Annotated in this window: 22 protein-coding genes; 11 read left to right on the forward strand and 11 right to left on the reverse strand. The window is 60.5% G+C overall.

The genetic code is table 11. The features are described 5' to 3' along the window. Window positions 1–145: 145 nt before the first annotated feature. Both LPW13_RS13285 and LPW13_RS13290 read left to right on the forward strand, forming a co-directional pair. The gene (locus LPW13_RS13285; RefSeq protein WP_230436072.1) at window positions 146–1531 is read left to right on the forward strand and encodes a peptidoglycan DD-metalloendopeptidase family protein; all 1386 of its coding nucleotides are present in this window, start codon (window positions 146–148) and stop codon (window positions 1529–1531) included. Continuing rightward, window positions 1532–2650 (forward strand): anhydro-N-acetylmuramic acid kinase, encoded by a 1119-nt coding sequence (locus LPW13_RS13290; RefSeq protein ID WP_230436073.1) that lies wholly within the window; start codon window positions 1532–1534, stop codon window positions 2648–2650. Between the two features lie 163 nt (window positions 2651–2813). Here the strand turns inward: LPW13_RS13290 and erpA are convergent, their stop codons facing one another. From erpA to argC, 4 genes are all read right to left on the reverse strand, one after another. Then, window positions 2814–3167 carry an iron-sulfur cluster insertion protein ErpA gene (erpA, locus tag LPW13_RS13295; protein WP_230436075.1) on the reverse strand — a complete coding sequence of 118 codons (354 nt, stop codon included), beginning with the start codon at window positions 3165–3167 and terminating at the stop codon, window positions 2814–2816. 144 nt (window positions 3168–3311) lie between these two features. After that, a complete protein-coding gene (locus LPW13_RS13300; protein ID WP_230436077.1) occupies window positions 3312–3719 on the reverse strand; it encodes a bactofilin family protein in 408 nt (135 codons plus the stop codon). Between the two features lie 121 nt (window positions 3720–3840). Next, window positions 3841–4548: a DUF6776 family protein gene (locus LPW13_RS13305; protein ID WP_230436078.1), complete on the reverse strand. Its 708-nt coding sequence runs from the start codon at window positions 4546–4548 to the stop codon at window positions 3841–3843. Between the two features lie 97 nt (window positions 4549–4645). Next, window positions 4646–5695: an N-acetyl-gamma-glutamyl-phosphate reductase gene (gene argC / locus LPW13_RS13310; RefSeq protein WP_230436080.1), complete on the reverse strand. Its 1050-nt coding sequence runs from the start codon at window positions 5693–5695 to the stop codon at window positions 4646–4648. Between the two features lie 143 nt (window positions 5696–5838). Here argC and LPW13_RS13315 point away from each other — a divergent pair, with 143 nt between their 5' ends. The 6 genes from LPW13_RS13315 to LPW13_RS13340 all read left to right on the forward strand — a co-directional run bounded on the left by LPW13_RS13315 (window position 5839) and on the right by LPW13_RS13340 (window position 12518). Beyond that, window positions 5839–7650 (forward strand): chloride channel protein, encoded by a 1812-nt coding sequence (locus LPW13_RS13315; RefSeq protein WP_230436082.1) that lies wholly within the window; start codon window positions 5839–5841, stop codon window positions 7648–7650. A 50-nt stretch (window positions 7651–7700) separates the two neighbouring features. After that, window positions 7701–8123, forward strand: a complete 423-nt coding sequence (hemJ, locus tag LPW13_RS13320) for a protoporphyrinogen oxidase HemJ (protein ID WP_230436084.1) — start codon at window positions 7701–7703, stop codon at window positions 8121–8123. Between the two features lie 95 nt (window positions 8124–8218). Next, complete coding sequence (thiD, locus tag LPW13_RS13325) at window positions 8219–9019, forward strand: bifunctional hydroxymethylpyrimidine kinase/phosphomethylpyrimidine kinase (protein WP_230436086.1); 801 nt, start codon at window positions 8219–8221, stop codon at window positions 9017–9019. Window positions 9020–9224: 205 nt separating this feature from the next. Next, a complete protein-coding gene (gene hemL, locus LPW13_RS13330) occupies window positions 9225–10508 on the forward strand; it encodes a glutamate-1-semialdehyde 2,1-aminomutase (protein ID WP_230436087.1) in 1284 nt (427 codons plus the stop codon). 201 nt (window positions 10509–10709) lie between these two features. After that, a complete protein-coding gene (locus LPW13_RS13335) occupies window positions 10710–11882 on the forward strand; it encodes a benzoate/H(+) symporter BenE family transporter (protein WP_230436089.1) in 1173 nt (390 codons plus the stop codon). Further along, complete coding sequence (locus LPW13_RS13340) at window positions 11883–12518, forward strand: GntR family transcriptional regulator (RefSeq protein ID WP_230436091.1); 636 nt, start codon at window positions 11883–11885, stop codon at window positions 12516–12518. It begins immediately after the preceding gene. 12 nt (window positions 12519–12530) lie between these two features. Here LPW13_RS13340 and LPW13_RS13345 read toward each other — a convergent pair whose 3' ends face one another. Then, complete coding sequence (locus tag LPW13_RS13345; RefSeq protein ID WP_230436093.1) at window positions 12531–12920, reverse strand: MAPEG family protein; 390 nt, start codon at window positions 12918–12920, stop codon at window positions 12531–12533. Between the two features lie 91 nt (window positions 12921–13011). Between LPW13_RS13345 and hemB the strand changes: the two genes are divergently transcribed. Continuing rightward, entirely contained in the window at window positions 13012–14022 is a 1011-nt protein-coding gene (hemB, locus tag LPW13_RS13350; protein WP_230436095.1) for a porphobilinogen synthase, read from the forward strand. 20 nt (window positions 14023–14042) lie between these two features. Here the strand turns inward: hemB and LPW13_RS13355 are convergent, their stop codons facing one another. Both LPW13_RS13355 and mrcB read right to left on the reverse strand, forming a co-directional pair. Next, on the reverse strand, window positions 14043–14339 hold the full coding sequence (locus tag LPW13_RS13355) for a response regulator transcription factor (protein ID WP_230436097.1): 297 nt from the start codon (window positions 14337–14339) through the stop codon (window positions 14043–14045). A 447-nt stretch (window positions 14340–14786) separates the two neighbouring features. After that, the gene (gene mrcB / locus LPW13_RS13360; protein WP_230436098.1) at window positions 14787–17510 is read right to left on the reverse strand and encodes a penicillin-binding protein 1B; all 2724 of its coding nucleotides are present in this window, start codon (window positions 17508–17510) and stop codon (window positions 14787–14789) included. Between the two features lie 252 nt (window positions 17511–17762). On the opposite strand from mrcB, the gene LPW13_RS13365 reads away from it, so the two are divergent. After that, a complete protein-coding gene (locus LPW13_RS13365; protein WP_230436100.1) occupies window positions 17763–18770 on the forward strand; it encodes an adenosine kinase in 1008 nt (335 codons plus the stop codon). A 172-nt stretch (window positions 18771–18942) separates the two neighbouring features. Here LPW13_RS13365 and LPW13_RS13370 read toward each other — a convergent pair whose 3' ends face one another. The 4 genes from LPW13_RS13370 to LPW13_RS13385 all read right to left on the reverse strand — a co-directional run bounded on the left by LPW13_RS13370 (window position 18943) and on the right by LPW13_RS13385 (window position 23054). Further along, complete coding sequence (locus LPW13_RS13370) at window positions 18943–20718, reverse strand: putative bifunctional diguanylate cyclase/phosphodiesterase (RefSeq protein WP_230436102.1); 1776 nt, start codon at window positions 20716–20718, stop codon at window positions 18943–18945. Between the two features lie 305 nt (window positions 20719–21023). After that, the gene (locus tag LPW13_RS13375) at window positions 21024–21623 is read right to left on the reverse strand and encodes a YajG family lipoprotein (protein ID WP_230436103.1); all 600 of its coding nucleotides are present in this window, start codon (window positions 21621–21623) and stop codon (window positions 21024–21026) included. 185 nt (window positions 21624–21808) lie between these two features. Then, window positions 21809–22318 (reverse strand): copper chaperone PCu(A)C, encoded by a 510-nt coding sequence (locus tag LPW13_RS13380; protein ID WP_230436105.1) that lies wholly within the window; start codon window positions 22316–22318, stop codon window positions 21809–21811. Window positions 22319–22373: 55 nt separating this feature from the next. Next, a complete protein-coding gene (locus LPW13_RS13385) occupies window positions 22374–23054 on the reverse strand; it encodes an N-acetylglucosaminyltransferase (protein ID WP_230436107.1) in 681 nt (226 codons plus the stop codon). Window positions 23055–23407: 353 nt separating this feature from the next. On the opposite strand from LPW13_RS13385, the gene LPW13_RS13390 reads away from it, so the two are divergent. Beyond that, window positions 23408–25357, forward strand: a complete 1950-nt coding sequence (locus LPW13_RS13390) for a protein-disulfide reductase DsbD family protein (RefSeq protein WP_230436108.1) — start codon at window positions 23408–23410, stop codon at window positions 25355–25357. The last annotated feature ends 169 nt before the right edge of the window (window positions 25358–25526 follow it).

Below are 25526 nucleotides of genomic sequence, written 5' to 3' on the forward strand. Positions count from 1 at the left end.
CAAAGAGGAACTGAATCATGGATCGACAGGTCAATTACCCCGTGAACGACGGCGGGAATTTTGTTATAAAGTCGCCCCGGTGTTCGTTTTTTAAGCACAACCACCAAAAGCCGATAACAATCTCTGCCAGCGCCGCCTGTTAATCATGAAAAATCAACGCAAGAAGAACCCGCGCCTGCTGGGCGCACTGGGTAAAAATTTCCCCCGCACTCACGCCCTGGCGGCCGGAGCGGCCAGCTTTGCCCTGGCGCTTACGCTGTTTGTATCCACCCCCGAAGTTGAGGCAAAACGCACTGCGCTCCCGGTTTCCCTGGCACCGGCGGAAGCCGTATCTCCGGCGGTGGCTGCCGCTGAGGAAGCCGACGCCGGCATTGCGGTTGAAGACGCCCGCAGTGGACTGCGGGTCATAGAAGAGAAGGTGCGCAATGGCGACACGCTCTCCGATCTGTTTCAGCGCGCCGGTGTCAGCAGCGCGGAAATGTATCAACTGCTGGCCAGCGGCCAGGAGGCCAAACAACTGGCAAAGCTGGCTCCGGGTGAAGAACTGACTTTCCAGGTGGACGGTGACGGCAACTTGCAGAGCCTGGAGTTGCACCGGGATCGGCTCAGCCGGGTGGAGTTCAGCCGCGACAGCGGTGATGAATACAACTATGCGCTGCACCAGCGGGAAGCCGACCGCCACAGCGCGTACCGCCAGGGCGAAATCAAAAGCTCACTGTTTGTGGACGGCGGCGAGGCCGGTTTGAGCAACAACACGATTATGGAATTGGCCAACATTTTCGGCTCCGATATCGACTTCGCACTGGATATCCGCAAAGGCGACACTTTCAGCGTGATCTTTGAGGAAGAATTCCTCGACGGCGAGAAGATCGGCGACGGCCCCATCAAGGCGGTCACTTTCACCAACCAGGGCAAAACCTTTAACGCGGTGCGCTATACCGACAGCAATGGCGACACCAGCTACTACACGCCCGACGGCAAGAGCATGCGCAAAGCATTCATCCGTACACCGGTGGATTTTGCCCGTATCAGCTCCCACTTCAATCCGCGCCGCCTGCACCCGGTGTTCAAGACCCGTCGCCCACACAATGGCACCGACTACGCCGCCCCCACCGGCACCCCCGTATACGCGGCAGGTGACGGCAAGGTGGTGCGCGCCGGCTACAGCAAGCCCAACGGCAACTACGTTTTCATTCAGCACGGTGACCGCTACATGACCCGCTACCTGCACCTGAGCAAACGCTTGGTGAAACGCGGCCAGCGGGTCAAGCAACGTCAGGTCATCGGCAAAGTCGGCTCCACTGGCTATGCTACCGGGCCACACCTGCACTACGAGTTCCTGGTCAATGGACGCCATCGCAACCCTGCCACCATCGTGCGTCAGCTGCCGAAGGCGAAATCTATTCCGAGCAGTGAAATGGCGCGTTTCCAGGCACAAACCCAGCCGCTGTTGGCACAGCTTGAGCGCTTTAATCAGCCCGCCCTGGCGCAGCAAAGCGAGCACGGCGAATCATCCGGCAGCACCAATTGAATGGCGGAGCTCTATGTAGGTCTGATGTCCGGGACCAGCGTCGATAGCATCGATGCTGTCCTGATGGCATTCCCGGATGCCGGCGATACGCTCGAGGAGCAACCCCACACTCTGGCCGCCATCGGCCACCCCATAGCTTCCCAGACGCGCGAGGCGATTCTCGCCCTTTGTGCCCCCGGCCCCTCGGAGCTGGACCGGGCAGGTCAGCTCGATCGCCAGTTGGGACAGCACTTCGCGGAAGCGACCCTCGCGCTCCTCAGGAAAGCCAATATCGCCCCGGACCAGGTCCGCGCCATCGGCAGCCACGGCCAGACCGTGCGCCACCGCCCACCGGGCAGCGTATCCACGCCCTTTTCGCTCCAGATCGGCGACCCCAATACCATTGCCGCCATTACCGGCATCACCACAGTGGCCGACTTTCGCCGGCGGGACATGGCCCTCGGCGGCCAGGGCGCGCCTTTGATGCCCGCATTTCACAATGCGGTGTTCCGCACCAGTCGCGATCGCGCGGTGGTCAACATCGGCGGCATGGCCAACATTACCGAGTTGGCGGCCGATGGCGGCGTGCGCGGTTACGACACAGGCCCCGGCAACGCATTACTGGATTACTGGGTAAAGCTACAGCGGGGTCTGGACTATGACGCCGACGGCGCCTGGGCCGCCAGCGGCGCTGTGCATCCAGAATTGCTGAACCGGTTGCTGGCAGATCCGTTTTTCAGCGCGCCAGCACCGAAAAGTACCGGTCGCGAAGCATTCAATCCCACCTGGCTGGAGCGCGCCAGTGTCGGACTCGAGCTCGCGCCAGCAGATGTTCAGGCAACCCTGGCAGAAGTCACCGCGGCCACGATCGCCAACGGCGTACACGAATTTGCCGCGGGCGGAGAACTGTTGATTTGCGGTGGCGGCGCCCGCAACAAGAATCTGATGGCGCGTATACAACGGCGCCTGCCCACCTGGTCCGTGGCCCCCACGGATCACTATGGTATCGATGCCGATTGGGTGGAGGGTGCCGGCTTTGCCTGGCTGGCGCGACAGACCGTACACGGCAGAGCGGGCAACTGCCCGGCGGTGACCGGCGCGAGCCGGGAGACTGTGCTCGGTGCCATCTATCCCGCATGAGCCTATCCGGGCCCAACTGTACACGTCGAACCTCATTACCCTGCGGCCAAAGGCACGGCAGTATCCCCGTAGCAGACGCGGGAATCTTACAGCAATTGCAGATCGGGACAGATTGGGTGCGCACCCGGCCAGAACAACCGGGCTTTGCGGGAAACACCGCAGATCAGATGGAGAAGGAAGAACCGCAGCCGCAGGTAGAGGACGCGTTGGGGTTCTGCACCACGAAACGCGAGCCGGACAGGCCCTCTTCATAGTCGACACTGGCACCCACCAGGTAGGGGTAGCTCATGGCGTCGACCAGCACCTCGATGCCCTCTTTCTCAATCACCGCATCGTCTTCAGCAACCAGCTCGTCAAAAGTGAAACCGTACTGAAAGCCGGAACAGCCGCCACCAGTTACAAACACGCGCAGCTTCAGTTCCGGGTTGCCCTCTTCTTCCAGCAAGCCCTTCACCTTGGCAACGGCGTTTTCGGTCACCTGAATTGGATCGGGAGAAAAGGAAACAGCTTCTGACATATATCTAACTCAATACCGAGGATGGGCGCCGCAACCAGATTGGTTACGGCTGCGGACGCATTATGGATAAATCCCAGCAAACGGGTCAAGTATTGCCGAAATTACTGCAAATCACCAATATGGCGCCAGCACCCACCGGTCGGATTATTCCGCGTCGATCACTTCTTCGGAATAACCCAGCATGCGGGGCTCGCCAGCGACATCGGTTTCCACGTTGGACACCAGAGAGCCGTTGACCTGCGCGCCTTTGACCATTTCGATCAGCTTGTAGTGCACATTGCCCTCAACCACAGCCTTGGATGCCAACTCCAGGTGACCACTGGCGTGGACATCGCCTTTTACATTGCCATTGACCACCACGCTCGGCACGCGAATTTCACCTTCGATGATGCCCCCGTCCACTACCTGCAGGCGAGCATCGCTGTCGCTGTGGGCGCTGACGTTACCATTGACCCGGCCTTCTACCACCAGGTTGCCGCGAAAATGCAGGTCGCCGGTCACTTCGGTGTGACGAGCAATCAGGGTTGTATTGTTGCCACCGGAGTTAGCCATAGTGCTTGTCTTCTCTTTTTTCTGAAACATAAATCAATTCGAAACCTCGTGAATGGATCGGAGCCCGGTATGGGGTAGATAACCAGTTACTCCTGATGGGGCGGCCTGCCCGCAAGTGACATCATGTCTTTTGCACCAGCCAGCCATAGCGCTGATCGATATTGAATCCCCGGCGTTTGCTGGATTTGAGCGACAGCTCGACGCCCTCGGGCTCAAACCCCTCGGGCAACTGCAGCTCTCCTTCGATATTCTGGAAATACTTGAATCGCAGCGGGATAGACTCGCTCTCCACCTGCTCGGAAAGGTCCGCGAGCGCATACCGTCGGATCTCTTCACCCTCCTTGCCGATGATGGTGAAGCGCGCTGCCCCGGTGACCACCTGGTGGCGAGCAGAGGACTGCTGTACCAGCAGTTTGTACTGATAGCGGTGCCCATCCTCAGCCTGGGAAATACTGAAGCGCCCGATGGAAACCCCTTCGCTCCCCTCGGAGGGCGCCATGATGCCGCGGTAAAAGGATATCTCCTGCTTCAACTCGGCAATCTGATTTTCTTTTTGCACCAGCTCCTCACGCACGGACTCACTGGCCTGCTCGCCGATGGTGACAGACTGCTCCGCCGTCGCGGCGCGCAGCCTCAGGGACTCGTTTTCCTTGCGCACTTCCTCCAACTGACCGAGCACCTGCTCGTGCTGCCGGGTGGTTTCATCCAGCGTCTTACGCAGCTGGTACTGGCCGGCAAAGTAGGCGCCCGCCGAGGTAGACAACACCAGCAGTGCGACCCCCATCATCGAGAAGGCGCCAAAAAAGGGGCGATGGGGAACCACCTTCATTCGATACTGCTTTGTGCCTTTTACTTTCCGAGCCATTTGCGCGCCATGGAATCCGTGTGTGTTGTCGTCTGTTTTGTTTTTTTAACTGCTGTCGATTTTAAGGCAGCAGTGCGGGGCTCTCCAGCCCCTGGTTCTCATTTAGGCCGAACATGATATTCAGGTTCTGGATCGCCTGCGCCGAGGCGCCCTTGGCCAGATTATCAATGACTGAAAGCACAACCACGGTATTGCGATCCTGCGGCTTCAGCACCGCGATCCGACACATGTTGGTGCCGCGAACGCTGCGGGTCTGCGGGTGGCTGCCAGCGGGCATGACATCCACAAATGGCTCATCCCGGTAGCGTTTTTCGAACAGCGCCTGAAGAGCTTCCACCGAGGTGTCCTGCGCCAGAGTACCGTACAGCGTTGCGTGAATCCCGCGCACCGTGGGTAACAGGTGCGGCACAAAGGTCAGGCGCACATCGCCACTTCCGGTATGAACACCGCCAAGGCCCTGCTCAATTTCCGGCAGATGGCGGTGGCCACCGGCGGCATAGGCGCGGAAGCTATCGTTGTTCTCCGCAAACAGCAGCTCGGTTTTGCCCTGGCGACCCGCACCACTGGCACCACTGGCGGCATTGGCAATCAGATTCTCCGGCGATATCAGCCCGGCTTCCAGCAGCGGGATAAAGCCCAGCTGAATGGCGGTGGGATAACACCCCGGACAGGCCAGCAACTGCGCGTCTACAATCTGCGCCCGATTCACTTCCGGCAGACCGTACACCGCGTCGGCTGCCAGCTCGGGGCAGGCGTGCTTCTGGCCGTACCACTGCTCCCAGGTGGCAATGTCCTTGATACGGAAATCTGCAGACAGGTCTATCACCCGTACACCGCGGCTGATCAGTTCCGGCACCTGCGCCTGGGCGACCCCGTGCGGAGTGGCAAAGAACACCACATCGCAGGCCGCCAGTTGTTCGATATCCGGCGCGCAAAACTTCAAGTCGTAGTGACCGCGCAAACTTGGGAATAGTTCCGACACCGGCGTCCCGGCTTCGGCACGGGAAGTAATCGCGGTTACTTCTACGCCGGGGTGTCCTGCCAACAGGCGCAACAGCTCCACGCCCGTGTAGCCGGTTCCACCTACGATTGCCGCCTTGATTGCACTCACCACTCTCTCCTTACTGACTATTCCGCTACAGCCCTGCCATGACCTTCACAAACGCTCTGACGTTACCACCTTCTGGCGCCGCAGAACCCCTGTATACTGAACCGTGCACTTTACCATAAGCCATCGACACAAAAGGACTTTCAGTGCCGCGCTCTCCCGAGCCCAATACTCCCACCGCCTTCGAGCACACCCGCCCTGCGAAGCTGCGCCTGCGGGACCGCCTGCAATTGCAACTGTCCGCGCAGCAGGCGCTACCGGTGCTGGTGCTGTTGGCACTCGTCATCGGTATCTGTGCGGGCCTGGTGATTATTGCCTTTCGCCAGTTGAGCGAGTGGCCAATGATCTTTTACCTGCCGCAGATCGACGATTTTGAATCTCTTTCGCCGCTGCAGCGCTTTCTGCTACCGCTGGGCGGTGCCCTGTTGCTCGGACTGCTGTTCCAGTGGATTGTGCCCTCCACGCGCGCCACCGGCGTGGTACATGTGCTGGACCGGCTGCACAATCATCAGGGACGCATGCCGATCAAAAATGCCGTGCTGCAGTTTTTTACCGGCACCATCGCGTTGCTCAGCGGTCAGTCTGTGGGCCGCGAAGGTCCCGCGGTGCACCTGGGGGCCGCCAGCGGCAGCTGGGTGGCGCAGCGCCTGCGCCTGCCGCACAACTCGGTGCGCACCCTGGTCGCGTGCGGCGTCGCCGCCGCCATCGCCGCGTCCTTCAATACCCCGCTGGCGGGCGTCGTATTCGCCATGGAAGTAGTGATGCTGGAGTACACCGTGGCGGGGTTCCTGCCGGTCATTATTGCCGCCGTCAGCGGCAGCGCCGCCACCCGCATCGCATTCGGCCATCAAGCCGCATTCAGTGTGCCGGCGATCCAGCTGGAATCCCTGCGCGAACTGCCAATTCTGTTTGTGAGCGCACTGGTGATCGGCGCCCTCGCATCCACTTACATCGCCAGCCAGCGCCGCCTGGCGCCATTACAGCAAAAGCTGCCACCGCTTGTGCGCTTCGGAATCGTCGGTCTGGTGACTGGCACCCTCGGTATCTGGGTACCGGAAATTCTCGGCGCCGGTTACGACACCCTGGAAATGGCCATGCTCGGACAACTGGGCATCTCCACCCTGATCCTGATCGTCCTCGCCAAGGCCCTGGCGACCGCCGTAGGCACAGGTTTCGGTATTCCCGGAGGTGTCATCGGCCCCAGTCTGATTCTCGGCGCCTGTATCGGCGGCGCCGCTGGGCATATCGCCAACATGTGGCTCGGCGCCTCTACCGCCAGCCCCGGGCTCTACGCGATGGTGGGGATGGCAGCAATGATGGGTGCCTTACTCAATGCGCCGCTGGCAGCGCTGCTGGCCATCCTCGAACTGACCTACAACGCCAACGTGCTGTTCCCGGGCATGATGACCATCGTGATCGCCTGTCTCGTCAGCCGACAGCTGTTCAGAACCGAGGGTATGTATCAGGAGTCCCTGCGCGCATTGGGCAAAAGCGGCACCCCCAGCTGGCGCCAGCAGATGTTGAGCCGCGTGGGCGTCGCCGGTGTGATGGAGCGCAATATCGCGGTCGTTCCCCAGTTACTGAACAGCACTCAAGCGGAGCGCCTGATCGAACAGCAGCCCGCGTGGCTGCTGGTGGGGAGCGAGGACCACCCCCAACTGCTGCGCACTGCCGACCTGGCCAACTTCCTGCAGCGCCCGCGAGAAAAGGGCCAGGAGGCAGAAGCGAAGCAACCGGAAGAGAAGGTCGATCTGTTGCGACTGCCGGGGGAGCGCCTTGAACTGGCGCCGCTCAGCTGGCGCGCAACGCTGCTGGAAGCCCAGGTGGCCCTGGAAAGAAGTGGTGCCGGCGCACTGTATATTGGTCGCGATTACGACCAGGGATTCTCCGGCGTGCTCAACAGTGATGTGGCGGGTATCATCCTGCCCCAGCATATCGAGCACTACTACCGGCAATAGCCCGGTTTTATAAAAAGAATTTCTCGCACACAGTAAAAAAGGATACTTAAATGCTCTGGATCAAAGCTTTCCACCTGATTTCCATGGTGTGCTGGTTCGCCGCACTGTTCTATCTCCCGCGCCTGTTTGTGTATCACGTGGACGCCACTGATGCGCTCAGCAAAGATCGCTTCTGCATCATGGAGCGGCGCCTGTACCGGGGTATCGCCCTGCCGTCGATGATCGCCACCATCGTCTTCGGCGTCTGGCTGATTACCTTCAATCCCGATTACTACAAATCCGCGGCCTGGCTGCACGCCAAGCTGACGTTTGTGGTGTTACTGATCGGCTATCACCATATCTGCGGCGCCTATGTGAAAAAATTCGCCGCCGGCACCGTAACCAAGAGCGGGCGCTACTTCCGTATTTTCAATGAGCTGCCGGTGTTTGCGCTGGTCGCCATCATCATTCTGGCGGTGGTGAAACCCTTCTGATCCCACCTACGCAGCGACTACCGGGGCGCGCACGACCACCGTTCGCCCCGCTTTCGCAGCTAAAATAAAAGATCACTCACGGCCTGCAGCCAGACATGAATATGGATACCCGCCAGCCCATCATCCTGACCATTGCCCACCACGATCCCAGTGGCAGCGCCGGCATCGCTGCCGATACGGAAACCGCCGTCAGCCTCGGCTGCCATTGCACCTCGGTGATCTCCGCCATCACGGTCGGCGATACCCGCGAACTGGCGGGGGTGGCACCGGTAGATGAAAACCTGCTGGTGGAGCAGGCCCGCGGTGTCCTTGAAGACATGCCGGTTGCGGCGATCAAGATCGGCTACCTGGGCTCGGTGGAGAATGTACACGCCCTGCACAGCGTATTGCGGGACTACCCGGATATCCCCCTGATTATCGACCCGGATGCGACGCTTGCGGACAAGGAAAGCCTGCTGGCCCCGCCCCTGTGGACCGCTATGTGCGACCTGCTATTGCCCCAGGCCACCCTGGTGGCCCCCAACCGCCGCGAGGCCCGCGCCATGGCCGGCGAGGCCGACGTACACGACGCCCAGGCCCAGGAGCTGCTGGAAAGCGGCTGTCGCTACCTGCTGCTCACCGGTGTTCCGGCCCAGGCACAACAGCTGGAGAACCGCCTGTACGATGTACGCGGGCTTGTACGTCAGTTCCACTGGCAGCAATTGCCGCCGGCGGCCTACGGCGCCTGCGGGACACTCACCACCGCCATTGCGTGTCATATTGCCCACGGACTCACGGTGCTGGAATCGGTCAACCGCAGCCAGCAATTCACATGGAGCGCCATTGCCCACAGCCGACGCCTGGGAATGGGCCGTCCGATCCCCAACCGTTTGTTCTGGACCTGTAAAGACGACTGACCCCACCCCGCCGCAAATCTCCCGTGCATCCACCAGACTCCGAGGCAGCTGCGATGACCTAGGGTGGACGCGCTGCGCGTATACACCCTAGACCGTGGATTCCCAGCTTCTCTTCGTTTGCGACTACGGACGCAGGCGCAGATAATACGCGCAATTTCCAATCCCACATTTCCAGTCTCAATATCCAACCCGGACTCGATACCCTATGAGCAAATCCGAATCCCTGTTTGCCGAAGCCCAGAAAGTCATTCCCGGCGGTGTCAATTCGCCCGTGCGCGCTTTCCGCGCCGTGGGCGGCACACCCGTCTTCATCGAGCGCGCCGAGGGAGCCTACCTCTACGATGCCGATGAAAAACGCTATATCGACTATGTACAGTCCTGGGGCCCAATGGTACTGGGACACGCGCACCCGGATGTGATCGAAGCCGTGGTAGAACAGGCCCAATCCGGCCTCAGCTTTGGCGCACCCACCGAGCTGGAAACCGAGCTGGCGGAAGAACTGTGCCGGGTATGGCCGAACATGGATCTGGTGCGCTTCGTAAACTCCGGCACCGAAGCCACCATGAGTGCGATCCGCCTGGCCCGTGGTTACACCGGCCGCGACAAGATCGTTAAATTCGAAGGCTGCTACCACGGTCACTCCGACTCCCTGCTGGTGAAGGCCGGCTCCGGCGCACTCACCATGGGCGTGCCCTCTTCCCCCGGCGTACCGGCGGCACTGGCGGATCACACCATCACCCTGACCTACAACGATATTGAGGGCGTGAGAAGGTGTTTCGCCGAGATCGGCGACCAGATCGCCTGCATCATCGTCGAGCCGGTAGCGGGCAATATGAACTGCATCCCGCCGCTACCGGGCTTTCTGGAAGCCTTGCGTGAAGTGTGCGACGAATCCGGTGCACTGCTGATTCTGGATGAGGTGATGACCGGCTTCCGCGTCAGCCTGACCGGTGCACAGGGTCATTACGGAGTCGAGGCAGACCTCACCACCCTGGGCAAGGTGATCGGTGGTGGCATGCCAGTCGGCGCTTTCGGCGGCAAGCGCGAGATCATGGAAAAGATCGCCCCGCTGGGCCCGATATACCAGGCTGGCACCCTGTCCGGGAACCCCATGGCCATGGTGGCAGGGCTGGAAACCCTGCAACTGATCCAGGAACCGGGGCTGTACGAAAAGCTCACCGCCAAAACCGACCGTCTGGTAGCAGGTATTCTGGCCGCCGCCAAAGAGGCGGGTATTCCGCTCACCGCCAACAAGGTGGGCAGCATGTTCGGTTTCTTCTTCACCGATGCGGAACAGGTCAGCAACTATCAACAGGTCATGGCCTGTGATACCGAGCGCTTCAATCGCTTCTTCCACGGCATGCTGGAGGAAGGTGTCTACCTGGCACCGGCCTCCTATGAAGCCGGCTTTATGTCCGCGGCCCATAGCGATGAAGACATCGATGCCACGATTACCGCGGCGCGCAAGGTGTTTGCACGCTTGAGCTAACCCGGTCGACGGCCTCTCCGCCACCGGCTTTCCGACCACGTCGGGAACCCGGGGAAGACACTGATACCGGGTGTGGTCTTGCGAGACCGCACCCGGTATCAGTACCCCCACCAGCCAGCCCGAACCTCAGCAGCCCCACCACTTGTCCCGCCGAACGTTCTGCCGTATAAAAATGTATACATTTTTAAAAAGGTATACACAGTGCAACGCTCCCTCTGGGCCGATACCAGCCTGTCTTCAGTCAGTGCCGGCTTTGTCGCGGTACTGGTCGGCTTTGCCAGCTCCGTGGCCATTGTGCTGCAGGCGGCGGCAGCCGCCGGGGCCAGCGAGGCCGAAATGGTTTCCTGGATCGGCGCCCTGGGGCTCGGTATGGGCATCACCTGTATCGCATTTTCCTGGTACTACCGCGCCCCGGTCATCACCGCCTGGTCCACCCCCGGTGCGGCACTGCTGGCCACCAGCCTCACCGGGGTCTCCATGGCGGAAGCCATCGGCGCCTTCCTGTTCAGTGCGGTGCTGACCCTGTTACTGGGAATATCCGGTGCCTTCGAGCGGGTGATGTCACGGGTGCCGCTACCCATCGCCAGCGCCATGCTGGCAGGGATTCTGCTGCAGTTTGGGTTGTCAGTATTCACCTCGTTGGAGGCGAATCCACCGCTGGTGGGCACCATGTTGCTGACCTACCTGGCCTGTCGCCTCTGGCTGCCACGCTACGCCATCATTGTCGTCTTGATGACAGGGTTTACCGTCAGCTGGGGGCAGGGTCAGGTCCAGCCCGATCAACTGCACTGGGCTCTGAGTAAACCGGTCTGGGTGTCCCCGGAGTTCAATCCGGCGGTGCTGATCGGTGTGGGATTACCCCTGTTTATCGTCACCATGACCTCGCAGAATATCCCCGGTGTCGCCACCCTGCGTGCCAGTGGATATCAACGGGTGCCGATCTCACCGGTGATCAGCGGTACCGGCCTGACGTCATTGATACTGACGCCCTTCGGCGGTTTCGCCTTCAATCTGGCGGCGATCTCCGCTGCCATCTGTACCGGGCCCGATGCCCATCAGGATCCCGAACGGCGTTATACCGCCGGTATTGCTGCCGGGACGTTTTACTTACTGGCCGGTTTGTTCGGGGCGAGCGTGGTTGCCCTGTTCAGTGCTTTCCCACAGGCGATGATTGCCACTGTGGCCGGGTTGGCCCTGATCGGCACCATCGGCAGCAGCCTGGCCAGTGCGACCGCGGAGGTGAGCAGTCGCGAGGCGGCCCTGGTCACCTTTCTGATCACTGCGTCGGGCGCCAGTTACTTCGGCATCGGTACGGCGTTCTGGGGATTGGCGGGGGGCCTGATCTGCCACTGGCTGCTTAACAGGAAACCGTGAATGGATCTCTATCAACAGCTCAAATCCGATTTACAGCAGGGGCGTTTTGCCCCCGGCACCGTGCTCAAACAGACGGAATTGGCGGCGCTGTATGCAGTGAGCCGGATTCCCGTACGGGACGCCCTGACCCGGCTCAAAAATGAAGGGTGGCTTACCGGACACGGCAAACGTGGTGTGGCGGTACCGCAGTTCGACCCGCTGGAAGTAGAGGATCTCTACCTGATGCGCATGCGCCTGGAACCCCTGCTACAGGAGTTCGCCGCCCCCAATCTGAACGGAGAAACCCTCGGCCGCGCACGGGATATTCTCGATGCTATGGAACAAGCAACAGAGCGGTCGCCGGAACTCAGTGCCGCAGAGATCGGCGCACTCAACTGGCAGTTTCACACCTGCCTGTACCGCAGCGCCAATCGCCCGACGCTGTTTGCAGCGGTGGAGCAACTGCACCGTCAGTGCGAACGCTATATCGGGTATCAATCCCGCGGTCTCGATTATCAGGCAACCAGCCAGCAGGAGCACTACCAGCTGCTGGATCTACTGCAGCGCGGCGATCGCAAGGCGGCCGGCACGCTACTCGAACAGCATATTGCCGCTGCCGGTCGTGCGCTCGTCGACCACCTTCGCGACAACACTTGAGACGATCTGATATCAGCCCGCAGCCAGCGCTGCCATCATCAACAGCCACAGACAACAGGCAAGCCCCACAAACCAGCACAGCGTGCGCGCACTGGCCCAGTCTTTCAGATAGCAGATTCCGTAGAGGATCCGTGTAACCACGAAAATGATTGAAAGCCTCGCCAGCCACTGCTCGTCAATGCCAGCGGCGATCGCGGCAAAAATCCCAGCGATAAAGGCTGGCAAGATTTCAAAGCTGTTGCGCTGGGCCCAGTCTGCGCGGCGCGAGATGCCGGACTGCTTTTCCAGAAACGCCCGTGGGGAGCGGTTGTTGTAACGACCCTCGGCCGTGGCCTTGGCGATGGCGGCAAATATTGGCGGCATCAGAAGCGCCATGAGTAAACACCAGATAGCTGTGGCCATGATCTGCGCTCCATTTTGATATGATTGCCGCCAGCTTAGCCGCTCCCACCCGAGAGCGGTATGTCAGACGTACCAGCCGGAGTGATTATCCATGAGCAGTAACCTGTTTCGCGGCGCTTACCCCAACACCCGCCCGCGCCGCCTACGCGCGCACGACTTTTCCCGCCGCCTGATGCGGGAAAACCAGCTCACCACCGACGACCTGATTCTGCCATTGTTTGTGATTGAAGGCCGCGGTGAAACCCAGAAGGTGGCCTCCATGCCTGGCGTCGAGCGACTGACCGTGGATCTGTTGGCACAAAAGGCCGTCGAGCTGGTCAATCTGGGCATTCCGGCGGTGGCGCTGTTCCCGGTGGTCGATGCCGCGCACAAATCCGACGATGCCCGCGCTGCCTTCGACGCCGACGGGCTCGCCCAGCGGGCGGTACGCGCACTGAAAGACGCCGCACCGGAACTGGGTGTGATCACCGACGTCGCCCTGGATCCCTTCACCAGTCACGGCCAGGATGGATTAATGGATGAGCGCGGCTATATCGTCAATGACGATACCGTGGAAGTGCTGGTGCAGCAGGCCCTGTCCCACGCGGCGGCGGGCGCCGACGTGGTTGCGCCCTCCGACATGATGGATGGCCGCATCGGCGCCATCCGCACGGCACTGGAGCGCGAGGGCCACGTCAACACCCAGATCATGTCGTACGCCGCCAAATACGCGTCCGCATATTACGGTCCGTTTCGCGATGCGCTGGGCACGGCAGGTAACCTCAAGGGCGCCAACAAGGCCAGCTACCAGATGGATCCGGCCAACAGCGACGAAGCCCTGCACGAGTGCGCCCAGGATCTGCAGGAAGGCGCGGACATGATCATGGTGAAGCCGGGGATGCCGTATCTGGATGTGGTGCGCCGGGTGAAAGAAGAGCTCAGGGTGCCGACCTTTGCCTATCAGGTCAGCGGTGAGTACGCCATGCACTGCGCGGCGTTCGAGAACGGCTGGCTCAATCGCGAGGCGGTGATTCTGGAATCCCTGCTGGGGTTCAAGCGCGCTGGCTCCGACGGCGTACTCACCTACTTCGCGGAAGAGGCAGCCAGGCTTTTACAGCGCTAAAACCGGCGCGATTGAACCAATCAGAGTATTTTTGCCGCAATGCACCGGGACACCAGTTGCCCGGAGTTGCGGCACCCGGTCTTGCGCAGGATATTTTTACGGTGGTTTTTGACCGTGTGTACCGAGAGGTACAGGCGATCGGCGATCTCCTCACTGGTCGCCCCTTCCGCCATCAGGCGGACCACCTGCCGCTCCCGATCACTCATCTGATAAACCCCTGTCCCCAAATAGCGCTTTCTGGCACTTTCCAGCGCAAAGTGCAGATCAACACCATCTCGTGCGGCCGTTGCTACGGCCCCCCATCCGAGTCCCAACATGTTTCCCCCAGGCTTTCGCAGTACCATTTTGAAGCACAGGTCCCATACCGGCCTTCAGGCGGAAAACTTTAGCGAAGCCTTGGAAAAGTCGTCTTTAAAAGTGTTTGAAACCTTTTGAGAGCCACAGGCAACGGGTGAGCCGCCGGGTTCAGGCATCCTCTGCAGGCGCAGAAGCAGTGGTAAAATTTGGCGTAATCAGACCGAACAGGCCCTTCGAAGTCGTGGCGACACCGTGCCCGCCACGCGGCTCAAACTCGGCGCACTGGGTGCCTGAAGGCATGATGGCTAGAGGTAGAACGGCGCCTGGTCACCCCGTTGACGCATCTCACGGACCAGCTTGAACCCCGCCAGCGATTCGCCATCCCGACCACAGCTGCTCCTGGCTGCAGGGCTCCGGGTAGCACTGGAGTAACAACCGCAATAACTGTAGTTGCCGAGTGTCCGCATTCAGGGCCACTGATCTTCGTCCGGTGACCACGGCTGGGCCTCTTCTACCGGCGCGCCCTCCAGGTTGCGATCCTGTTGCAGCTCGTCATTCCGGCGCAGGCGTTCCTCCAGAATCCGGCGCTCTTCCTCTGCGCGACGCTCCTCCTCACGGTACCGCTCCTCCTGGATACGCCCCTGCTCATCGAGACGACGCAGGCGGTCTTGGTCGCTCCGGGGGATGGCATCGGTGACGCCCGGTTGCTGCGGAAGTGGCTCTTCATACACCGGCGGCATCTCCTGCTGGCGACGCTGCTCTTCCCGCTGCATCCGCTCACGCAGATCCTGCTCCCGACGCTGCTGTTGCTGACGCCGCTGCTGCTCCGGATCGATACCCCACCCCGGGCTCATCTCTTCTCTCGGTGCCGCTTCGTTTTCCCGTTCGCGATCATCGTCAAACCAGTTGCGGAACCAGCCGCGACGCTGACAGCGCGGATCCGTCTCCAGCCGGGTTTCGGTGGAAAACGGCAGTTCGTGGCCGCCCTGGCAATTGCGCGGGTCCATGTACTGGCCTTTTTCGTTCACCGGTTTCCACTCCACCCCGCGCGGTGCCTGAATACGGCCATGGCGGTGGGGCAGCTTGCGCATGATTTCGGTCCAGATACTGAGCGCACCGGTGGCACCAGTCAGACTGGTGCGCTGGTTGTCGTCGCGACCGATCCACACCACCCCAGTAACATCCGGGGAAAAGCCGGCAAACCAGCTGTCCCGATAGTCGTTGGTGGTACCGGTTTTGCCGGCGAAGGCCACACTGCCGGGCAGACGGCGCATGGCGCTCTTGCCGGTTCCCTCGCGCATCACCTGCTCCAGCCCATAACGCAGCAGATAGGCCGGAACCGCATCCACCCCGCGGTTCGCGCGACGTCGAAAATGTTGCACCTGCTCGCCATCCGCGTCGGAGACTGCCAGCAGGGTACGCAGCTTCACATCCTCCCCACCATTGGCATAGGTCTGGAACATGCCGGCCACTTCAAATGGGGTCAGTTCCGCGGTACCGAGAAACAGCGAAGGCACCCGCGGCAGGCTCGCCTGCACGCCGACTCTACGCAGGGTCTGGCGCACATTTTCAACCCCAAGTTCCAGCCCCAGGCGCGCCGTTGCCTGGTTGTAAGAACGAGACAGGGCGACGTACAGCGGCACCAGCCCATGACTGCGATTGCCAAAGTTGGCCGGCATCCATATCTGGCCGTCTTCGGTTTCCTCGCGCACCGGCGCGTCGTCGATCAGGGTAGCCAGGTTATATTGGTGGGCGCGTTCCAGTGCGGTCAAATACACTGCGGGTTTAACCAGAGAACCGATTTGACGGCGGGCCTCCAGTGCGCGGTTGAAGCCGGGGTAGTGGGGACGACGGTCCCCCACCATGGCAAGCACATTGCCACTGTGGTTTTCCACAACTACCGTGGCAGATTGCAGCGAGTCCTCCTGAATACCGCGGTCTTTCTCCAGTTTTTCCGCGCCTTCACTGACAGACTTTTCCGCCAGCGCCTGTACTGAAGGAGACAGGGTCGTGTAGACCCGCAGACCGGCAGTACGCAGCTCCTCGACCGAGTAATACGGGCGCAACTCTTCCAGCAGGCGCTCGGTAAAGGCCGGATACGGGTTTTGCGCCGCGGCGCCGGCAGCGGCCACTTCCAGTGGTTGCTTGCGCAAGCGCTCGTGCTGTTCCGGGGTGATTAGCGCCTGCTCCAGCATGATATCGAGTACGGTATTGCGCCGTTCCAGTGCGCGCTCGGGGTTGCGCCAGGGATTGTAATAGGAAGCACCCTTGGCAAGGCCCACCAGCAGTGCAATCTGGTGGGGCTCCAGCTGGTTCAGGGGTTTCTGGAAATAGAATTCCGACGCCAGGCCAAAGCCGTAAATCGCCCGGCTACCCTGCTGCCCCAGCCACACCTCATTGATGTACTCCTGCAGGATGTAGGCTTTGTCGTAATGAACCTCCATCAGGATCGCCATCAGCGCTTCGTTGAATTTGCGCCACAGGCTGGGCTTGTGGTCAAAGAAGATATTCTTTACCAGCTGCTGGGTAATCGTGGACCCCCCCTGAACCACACCGCCGGCCTTGATGTTGGCTACCATGGCACGGGCAATACCGCGGGGAGACACACCGAAATGGTGTACAAAATCCTGGTCTTCCACCGCAATCAGGGTGGCGCCCAGCAGGGGAGGAATATCGTCAATCCGCACCGGGGTACGGTCGTCACCACCACCCAGCAATGTGCCGATAGACGCTGCATCCAGACGGAACTCCTCCAGCTTGTCGCCGGATTCCGAACGCAGCCGGCTCAACTCATCGTTACGCAGACGAAAACGTACCTTGGCGGCGGGTTCATGGCCGTCGGGATGAATAAAATCGCGGCGCCAGACCAGGTAGTCCATCCCCTCCCGCTGCCACTGTCCGGGCTCATCGACAGTATCGCTTTTCTTGTAGTTGAGCGCGGCGAACTCGGACTCCAGTTCATCCGGGCGCATCACCATCCCTTCGCGCAAAATCAACGGGCGCGCGTATACCCTGGCCGGCAGTTGATACTGACGACTGTCGAGACGCTCACGCAGCTGCATATCCAGGTAAACCATATACCCGGCCAACGCCAGAACCCCGAGCAGGGCAAGCAGGCTCAGCCGCTTGATCCAGCGACGCAGTCTTCCCGGTCTCGCCGCCTTTTTCCGGCGGCGTGTTTTCGATGCCATAGCAATCCAGAACCAAAACAGTCAATTGAATATAGAAGGCGTTGATCGCCCGGAAGACGTAATCGCCGTCCGTCAGGCCCAACAAGGCCTTTTATAACCGGCCTTTATAAAGTGGTCACGGCGCAAGTCAAACCCCCTGTTCACAACGACAGCCCACAACTACCGCGTCAAAACTTGCACTCGACCCAGCGGCCGCCATAATGCCAGCGAGCCCCGAGCGCGGGGTAACAGACAGTCAACTACGGAAACCCTATGCACCAGTACGACCTCTACGGCATCGGCGCCGCCCTCCTCGATACGGAAATCGAAGTCACCGACAGCGACCTGCAACAGCTCGGCATCGACAAAGGCGTAATGACCCTGGTGGAAGACGACCGCCAGCAGCAACTGGTGCGGGACCTGAAAGACCACATGGTCACCGCCAGCCGCGCCTGTGGCGGCTCCGGTGCCAACACCATTATCGGCGCCAGTTACTTCGGCCTCGACACCTTCTATTCCTGTAAAGTCGCCGCCGATGAAAACGGAGACTTCTACCGCGACAACCTCACCGCCGCCGGCGTCGCCTACCCCGAGGCCCTCAGAAACGCCGATAGCGACGGCACCACCGGCAAATGCCTGGTGCTGATCACCCCCGACGCGGAACGCAGCATGAACACCTATCTCGGCATCAGCGCCGAGCTGTCCGTGGCAGAGCTCGACCACGACGCCATCGCCAACAGCCGCTGGACCTATATAGAAGGCTACCTCGTCTCCTCCCCCACCGGCCGCGCCGCTGCCGTCGCCCTGCGCAAACAGGCAGAGACCAGCGGCGTCAAAACCGCACTGAGCCTCTCCGACCCCATGATGGTGCAACTGTTCCACGACGGCCTGAAAGAAATGATCGGCGACAAAGTCGACCTGCTGTTCTGCAACCGCGACGAAGCCCTGAAATTCAGCGACACCGACGACCTCACCACCGCCGCCCAGAGCCTGCGCGATCACTGCCGCGCTTTCGCCATCACCCTCGGTGCCGACGGCGCACTGCTGTGGGACGGCAACCACGAATACCGCGTGACAGCCCCCACGGTGAAAGCCATCGACACCAACGGTGCCGGCGACATGTTTGCCGGGGCGTTTCTGTACGGGATCAACCGGGAAATGAGTTTCGAGGAAGCGGGTACCTTTGCCTGTGCGGCAGCGGCCCAGGTGGTCAGTCAGTTTGGTCCGCGGTTGCGGCCGGAGCAGCACGCGGAACTGCTGGCACAGACCGCAAATGCCTAATTTAGGATTTAGCCAGCTAAGTACGAAATAAAAACTCAGATGCGGAGATAGAGTGTCAGGCGAGACTTTTCAGGAGCGTCGCCGACGCAGAGTACAGGGATGTATTCACAGCGGTCCTGAAAAGCCTCGCCTGACACTCTGCCGCCACAAAAACAGATTCAGAAGGATGGAATCAAGTCGCTGTTGTTGAGGGCCGAGGCCCGCTGATCTCCGGCAGACAGGACGCCGCGGCAATGCCAAAGCCCTGGGCGAAATCCACCCCCATCAGGCGCAGCTTCTCCAGCAACTCCGGCGTCTCCGCAAACTCCGCAATGGTACTGATCCCCATCCGCTTCGCCAGGTGATCCACCGTACTCACCATCGCACTATCGATCTCATCGTCCAGCATATTGCGCACGAAAGACCCATCAATCTTCAGATAATCCACCGGCAACTGACGCAGATACGCCAGCGACGACGCCCCGCGCCCAAAATCATCCAACGCAAAACTGCAGCCCGCGGCCCGCAACTTGTGGATAAACACCAGCGCCCGATCCAGATTATTGATCGCACTGGTCTCCGTAATCTCGAACTGAACCCGCGACGGCGCCACCCCGGCCTCCGTCAATTCCCGCAACACAAAGCCCGCAAACAACTCATCCCCCAGACTGATACCGGAGATATTGATCGCATAGTGGAAGCCACTGCCACCACTGCTCTGTTCCAGCGCCATATACCGGAAAATATTGCGGATAACCCAGCGGTCCACTTCATCGATCATCCCGTAGCGTTCCGCCGCGGGCAAAAACAGACCAGGTGAAATGATATCGCCATCGCGCCCCTGCATCCGCACCAGCACCTCGTAGTGATGGATGCGGTTTTTTTCCTGCAATGAAACCACTGGCTGGCGATACAGTAGCAGGCGGTCTTCACGAATAGCCGCGTGGATCTCCGCCAGCCAGGTGCTCTCACGACGCTTCTCCAGCGCCTTGCGCGAGTCGCTGAAAAACTTCACCCGGTTGCGCCCCTGATCACGCGCAGCACAGCTGGCATCATTCGCGGAAGCCAGCAACTGGCTTGCCGGAGGCGCGTGGCTGTCCACGCTGACGGCACCAATCGACAAGGCCGGACGGGTTTCACTGTCATCCCAGCGGAAAACAAAACCGTTCACCGTCTCCCGCAAGCGGGTGACAATGCGCCGCGCCTCTTCCAGGGTGCAGTCGCGCAGTAACAGGGCAAACTCATCACTGCCCACGCGTCCAAGCAGATCTCCCGGGCTGAGGCTCCGGGTAAGAATCTGCGCCAGAGCGAGCAGCAACGCATCCCCGGCGCTGTAACCGAGGGTGTCGTTAACGACCTTGAACTGATAAACATCGAGATACAGCAGGATATGGTGCTGCTTCGGTCCGGTGGACTCCACCAGCACTTTCTGCAAGGCATGCTCAAAAAACTGCCGATTGGGCAGGCGTGTCAATGTATCGTGGCTGCTCTGCCAGCTGAGGCGGGAAGATATCCGGCGCGCATTGGAAGTATGCCGGAGAATAACCACGAATCCTTCGGTGTGGGTTGTTTTACGCAGCGTGTGAACCTGGACATTGATGTCCAGAAACTCGTCGTCCTCACGGCGAATACTTGCCCCGAACTCCCGGCGGCAGGGCAGCTGCTCTGACGCTTCGCGATCGGCATCGAGCCCCAGGTCGATCAGTTGGCCGCAGTCATCGTATAACGGCAGGCCATCCGCCAGGTACTGTCCCGGTAACAACCCCACCAGATTGCCGCATAATTCGCTCACCAGCGGATTACTGTACAGAATCTGCCCGCGGCGATCAGTCACCACCACGCCGTCCGCCACCTCCCCCAGGGCCACCTCTGCCGCCAACGGGCTGAGATGCCCCTGCGAGAGGCTTGCAGTATCAGCCTGATCAAGCAGGCGTTTGAAATCGGCGTTTTCGGGGTTGAATTCAGCCAATGGGTATCCGGTTTGCCATTACTTGCATCTAGTCAGATATACCGGCAATTGTTACCGGTATCAAGCCAGGGGAAATTCCACATGCAGAATCACCTCCGGCACCACTGTAATATGCCCTACTGCGCGCGATAGCAACACCGCCGGGGACAGAAAAATCATACCTGCATTCCGGCCAGGCGCGGGCCTCATCTCTACACCCACCGGGCGCGATTGAGAATTCCATCACAACAGTCCGGAAATCCACCTTTTGCGCCCCATCTACTGCACAGCGAAACCGCCTGGTGGACCGCTATCTGCGTGGTGCCCTAGAGGTGCTGCCCCAGGAAGGCTTTCAGCTTTTCATCCTCAAAAGCGCGCTGGAGTGTTGCGCTCAACAACTTGTTGATGCTGACCTCCACTTCTTCGCGGCTGGGCTTGATCAGGTTGCGATCCTTGCCACTGGTGCTGTAATTGCCGAAGAAAGTGGCACCACCCACCATCACCTGCAGCTGGATGGAAGCCCCGGTATCCACCTTGGTGGTATACAGCTTATTGGGACTGTCGTAACGGAGGTCAGTGAGATTGGCTACCACCTGGACATCCGCCGGTCCATCGATGGTGCGGAACGACCAATTTTCAAAGCCGCGGCTCAGGGAATCTCCCAGCGCCTGCTCAATATTGTTCGCCAGCGTGATATTGGAAGAGTCCGCATAGATGCCACCAAGCGATCCCAGTCCACCGCCCGGCAACTGATTCACACCGCGCGCCTGCAGGGTATAACCGGCACCAATATTAGCCGGTGCCACTTGCACCTCTGGCTGCACCCGCACCTGCACCGGGCTGTGGGCACAGGCTGCGAGCAATACCGCCGCCAGCGCACACACCAACAAGGCCGCACAACGCTTGGCCGGTAAATTCATTCTCATAACTCCCCCCTTATTCGGTTGACCGCATCCGCCCAATGCGGGCTTAAAGCGAATTCGACACCATTACTGTGAAATACTTTTAAGTCATAGTGACCGGTATAGTGACTGATGTAGACCAGTGGCCCCCGCGTAAAGTTCTGTAACAGTCCGCTGCACCAGATTCCCATCGCCGGCACCGTGGCCTTTCAACCGCCGTGATGACGGTGGGTATCGTGACTCTCATGCTGCGCAGTGACCATTGCGCGTACCGGAACTGTAATCTGCTGGGTTGCCCCATCAGCGAACACAAGCCGCAACTGGAGCGACTCTCCCGCCCGGAGCCGGACTCCGTGCAGCATCAGATGGGTCGCGCCCGGTTGCATTTCAAGAACGCCCCCGGCATCCAGTGTTACTTCCTGCAGCGGCCGCATGCGGCTGACCCCGTCTTCATTTACCGTCGCGTGAAGCGCCGCGCTGGCTTCGGGGTGTCGCGGCAGCTCTACCGCCCGCAATGCCCGCGGACGCTGTGTCGGGTTGTGCAATGAAAGGTAGGCAACGCCCATCACTACCCCTGGCGGCATCTCGCGCGCATAGCCCGTGACCACGACTTCTTCACCCGTCGCTTTTTCTTGATTCGCTTCAGCGATGGTAAAGCTGGCAAACATTACACATGCAGCGGCCACCACCGCCAGAAATCGTCGCTGGTTACCTTTCATGGTCGACTCCCGTGTTTCTCTATTTTTGTTGCGGCATCAACTCAAATACCAAGATTCACTGTTTCTGCAACAGCAATCGCGGCGGGCTACCCAATTTGATATCCCCCCGCACCCGATAGCCCGGCACGGCCTGGCGTAACTGGCCATAAATCCAGCGACCTTCCGCATCCGTGCGCGCGATAATGATCACTCGCATCTGGTGCTGGCGAATGCGCTCGGCAATACCGGTGAGCACCCGGGTAATTTTTTCCGAGCGCGCATCGAGCTCCGCGGTTGCAAGCGGAACGGACTGGGCACCGGCGCCTGCCGGTACCCGATCCGCCGTGGCGCGGGCCTGTTCACGTTTCACCTGCGCCCGCACCTCCGCACTGAGCGGATTGCCCGGCGCAATTTCATCCGCGGTGTTGAGCAGGCTGTTTACCCGACCGAAGGCGCGGTGACGCAACGCGTCCCGGGCCTGCTCCACCAGCTGCAACACAATAGCCTGAATACCGGTGGCCGCACGCTGATTGCCGGGGTCCAGTTGCTGCACATTCAAATAGAAGTCGTAGGCGCTGGCGCCGGCGGGACTGGTGAGAAAGCCCTCCCGCTGCGCCGCTTCGGCGCGCTTGAGAAAGTGCGCCACGGCGCGCTGGCGGATTTCCTCCTCGCTCGGCCCACTGGGAGCCGGTGCCGGTTGTGGCTGCGACACGGTCGGCGCCGGTTTCGGTGCAGCGCAGGCGGTCAGCAATAGCAAGAAAATGACTCCCCCCCACTTTCCCGTGTTCCTAATTGCGGGACCCAGGTCCTCAAGCATGCCCACTCCTCCAATTTCCTTATTGCCTCAAACAGACAAGCGGATGCTCACAATCCGCGACTGTTGTTTTTTTGTACCACATGCACCGCTATACTGCGGCCTCGCTGCATGCAACACCAGCACCATTGACGACACCCCGGCCAGATGGGGTGTCAGAGAAGACGCCGGAAGAATCAGCCCGGAACCCGCAGGGTGTCCCGATGGTCGAATAAACCGGCTGTATAGCGGTTCAGCACCGGTGCCTGCAGCCAATTCACTCTCAAGATTCTGTACTATAAAGAAATTTGCCGCCCATGACTGTGACGATTCCCGGCCAGAAAATGCAAACTTCCCACCCGACACGGCTGCATACTGCGGCATTTGTCCTCGGAGTGATTCTGGCCGTACTCGGCGGCACTCTACTGTCGACACTGGCACAGGCTGAGACGAGTGGTTTTGCGACCAATTCAACTGCCGCCGCCAACCCCCTCGCCAACGCACAACAGAACAGCAACCCCCTGGCCGGCGCCCCCACTTCCCGGGACGACTTCCTGCCGGTGGATCAGGCCTACCAACTGGATGTCCTGTTCGACACTGACAATGTCAGCGCTGTTTTCCAGATCGCCCCCGAGTACTACCTCTACCGTGACAAGCTCGCCCTCTACCTGCGACAGGGCGGCGAGAAAACCGAACTGCCACTGACGCTGGCATCCGGCGAGACTATCTGGGACGACTATTTCGAAAAAGAAACCGAGGTCTACCGCTGGCAGCTGGAAGTCCCCATTGCGCTGCCGGACATCCCCAGCAGCGCCACTGGCGCCGAACCTCTGCAGTTGGAAGTCCACTACCAGGGCTGTGCCGATGCAGGCCTGTGCTATCCACCGCAGACCCGCTACTTTGAACTGGATCCGCAGCAGCAGACAGCGGTCGCGATCGATGCGCCATCGACAGGTTCCAGCGGCGGCTCGACGGCCGGTACCGACTTCAAACCCCTGGCGGCGACCCCATCTGCCACCGGCGGCGGCCTGCTACTGGCGGTCGCGCTGGCCTTTGCTGGCGGCATACTGCTGAATCTGATGCCCTGCGTATTTCCGGTCCTATCCATCAAGGCACTTGCCATTACCCACAACGGCGATCATCGCCGCCACCTGCACGGCTGGATGTACACCGCCGGTGTTGTGGCCACCTTCGTAGGCATTGCTGCGCTGATGTTGGGACTGCGAGCCGCCGGCGAGGCTGTGGGCTGGGGCTTCCAGCTACAGTCACCGGCGGTGGTTGCGGTTTTGATTTACCTGTTTTTTGCTATGGGGTTGAGCCTCTCCGGCGTTACCGAATTTGGCACCCGCCTGATGGGCCTGGGCGCTGGGAACACGGCCGGCACGGGCCTCGGCGGCTCTTTCGCCACCGGCGCCCTGGCAACCGTGGTGGCAAGCCCGTGTACTGCGCCGTTTATGGGGTCCGCGCTCGGGTTCGCGATCACCCAATCTCCACTGATTGCACTGGCAGTATTTGCCGCACTCGGCGCCGGCATGGCGGCTCCTTTCCTGTTACTGACCTACGTACCGCGCCTGGCAGAGCGCCTGCCGCGCCCGGGTCCGTGGATGGAAACCCTGAAACAACTACTCGCCTTCCCCATGTACCTCACTGCGGTCTGGTTGTTGTGGGTGTTGGGACGTCAAACCGGCAGTGACGGGGTAGCTCTGGTGCTTGCAGGTGCGGTGGCCGTCGCCTTCGCCCTGTGGGTGTGGCCGCGTCCCCAGGATAACGGGAAGAAATGGCGTTGGGGCAAAAGCACGGTGGCGGTTGCCGCCGCAGCTATCGCGCTGCTGCTATTGCCGCAACTCTCCACCCGGACTGACTCGCCCGATCAGGGCCAGAAAAGTGGCTACTGGCAGACCTATTCCCCGGATGCGCTGAACGCCGCCCGTGCCAAGGGCCAGCCGGTTTTGATCAACATGACCGCAGCCTGGTGCATCACCTGCCTCGCCAACGAAAAGGCGGTACTGTCCAGCGATACCGTGACTGCCGCGGTGAAGAGCCTGGGCATTACCGCGTTCAAGGGAGACTGGACCAACCAGGACCCACAGATCAGCGAACTCCTTACCCGCTATGGCCGCACCAGCGTGCCGCTGTACCTGCTGTATCCGGCTGGCGGCGGCGAGCCGCAGATCCTGCCGCAGATCCTGACGCGGGATGGACTGCTGAAAGCGATGCGGGAAGCTGTGCGCAGTGGAACCCTGGAGGCAAGCGGAGATCAGAACTGATCCATTTCAAAGGTCACCCGATACATCAACTGGCGGTGACGTCCCTTTCACTCGAGCTCGTTCACCACAGCCCTGTTCGCATGGCTATTTCAGCCACTAAAACAGGCAGTCCAGCCATTGCCAATAGAACTTTGCGGCTAAATGCCCTGTAATTTCGCCGAACTGCGCG

Source organism: Microbulbifer celer, assembly GCF_020991125.1.
Lineage (GTDB): Bacteria > Pseudomonadota > Gammaproteobacteria > Pseudomonadales > Cellvibrionaceae > Microbulbifer > Microbulbifer celer.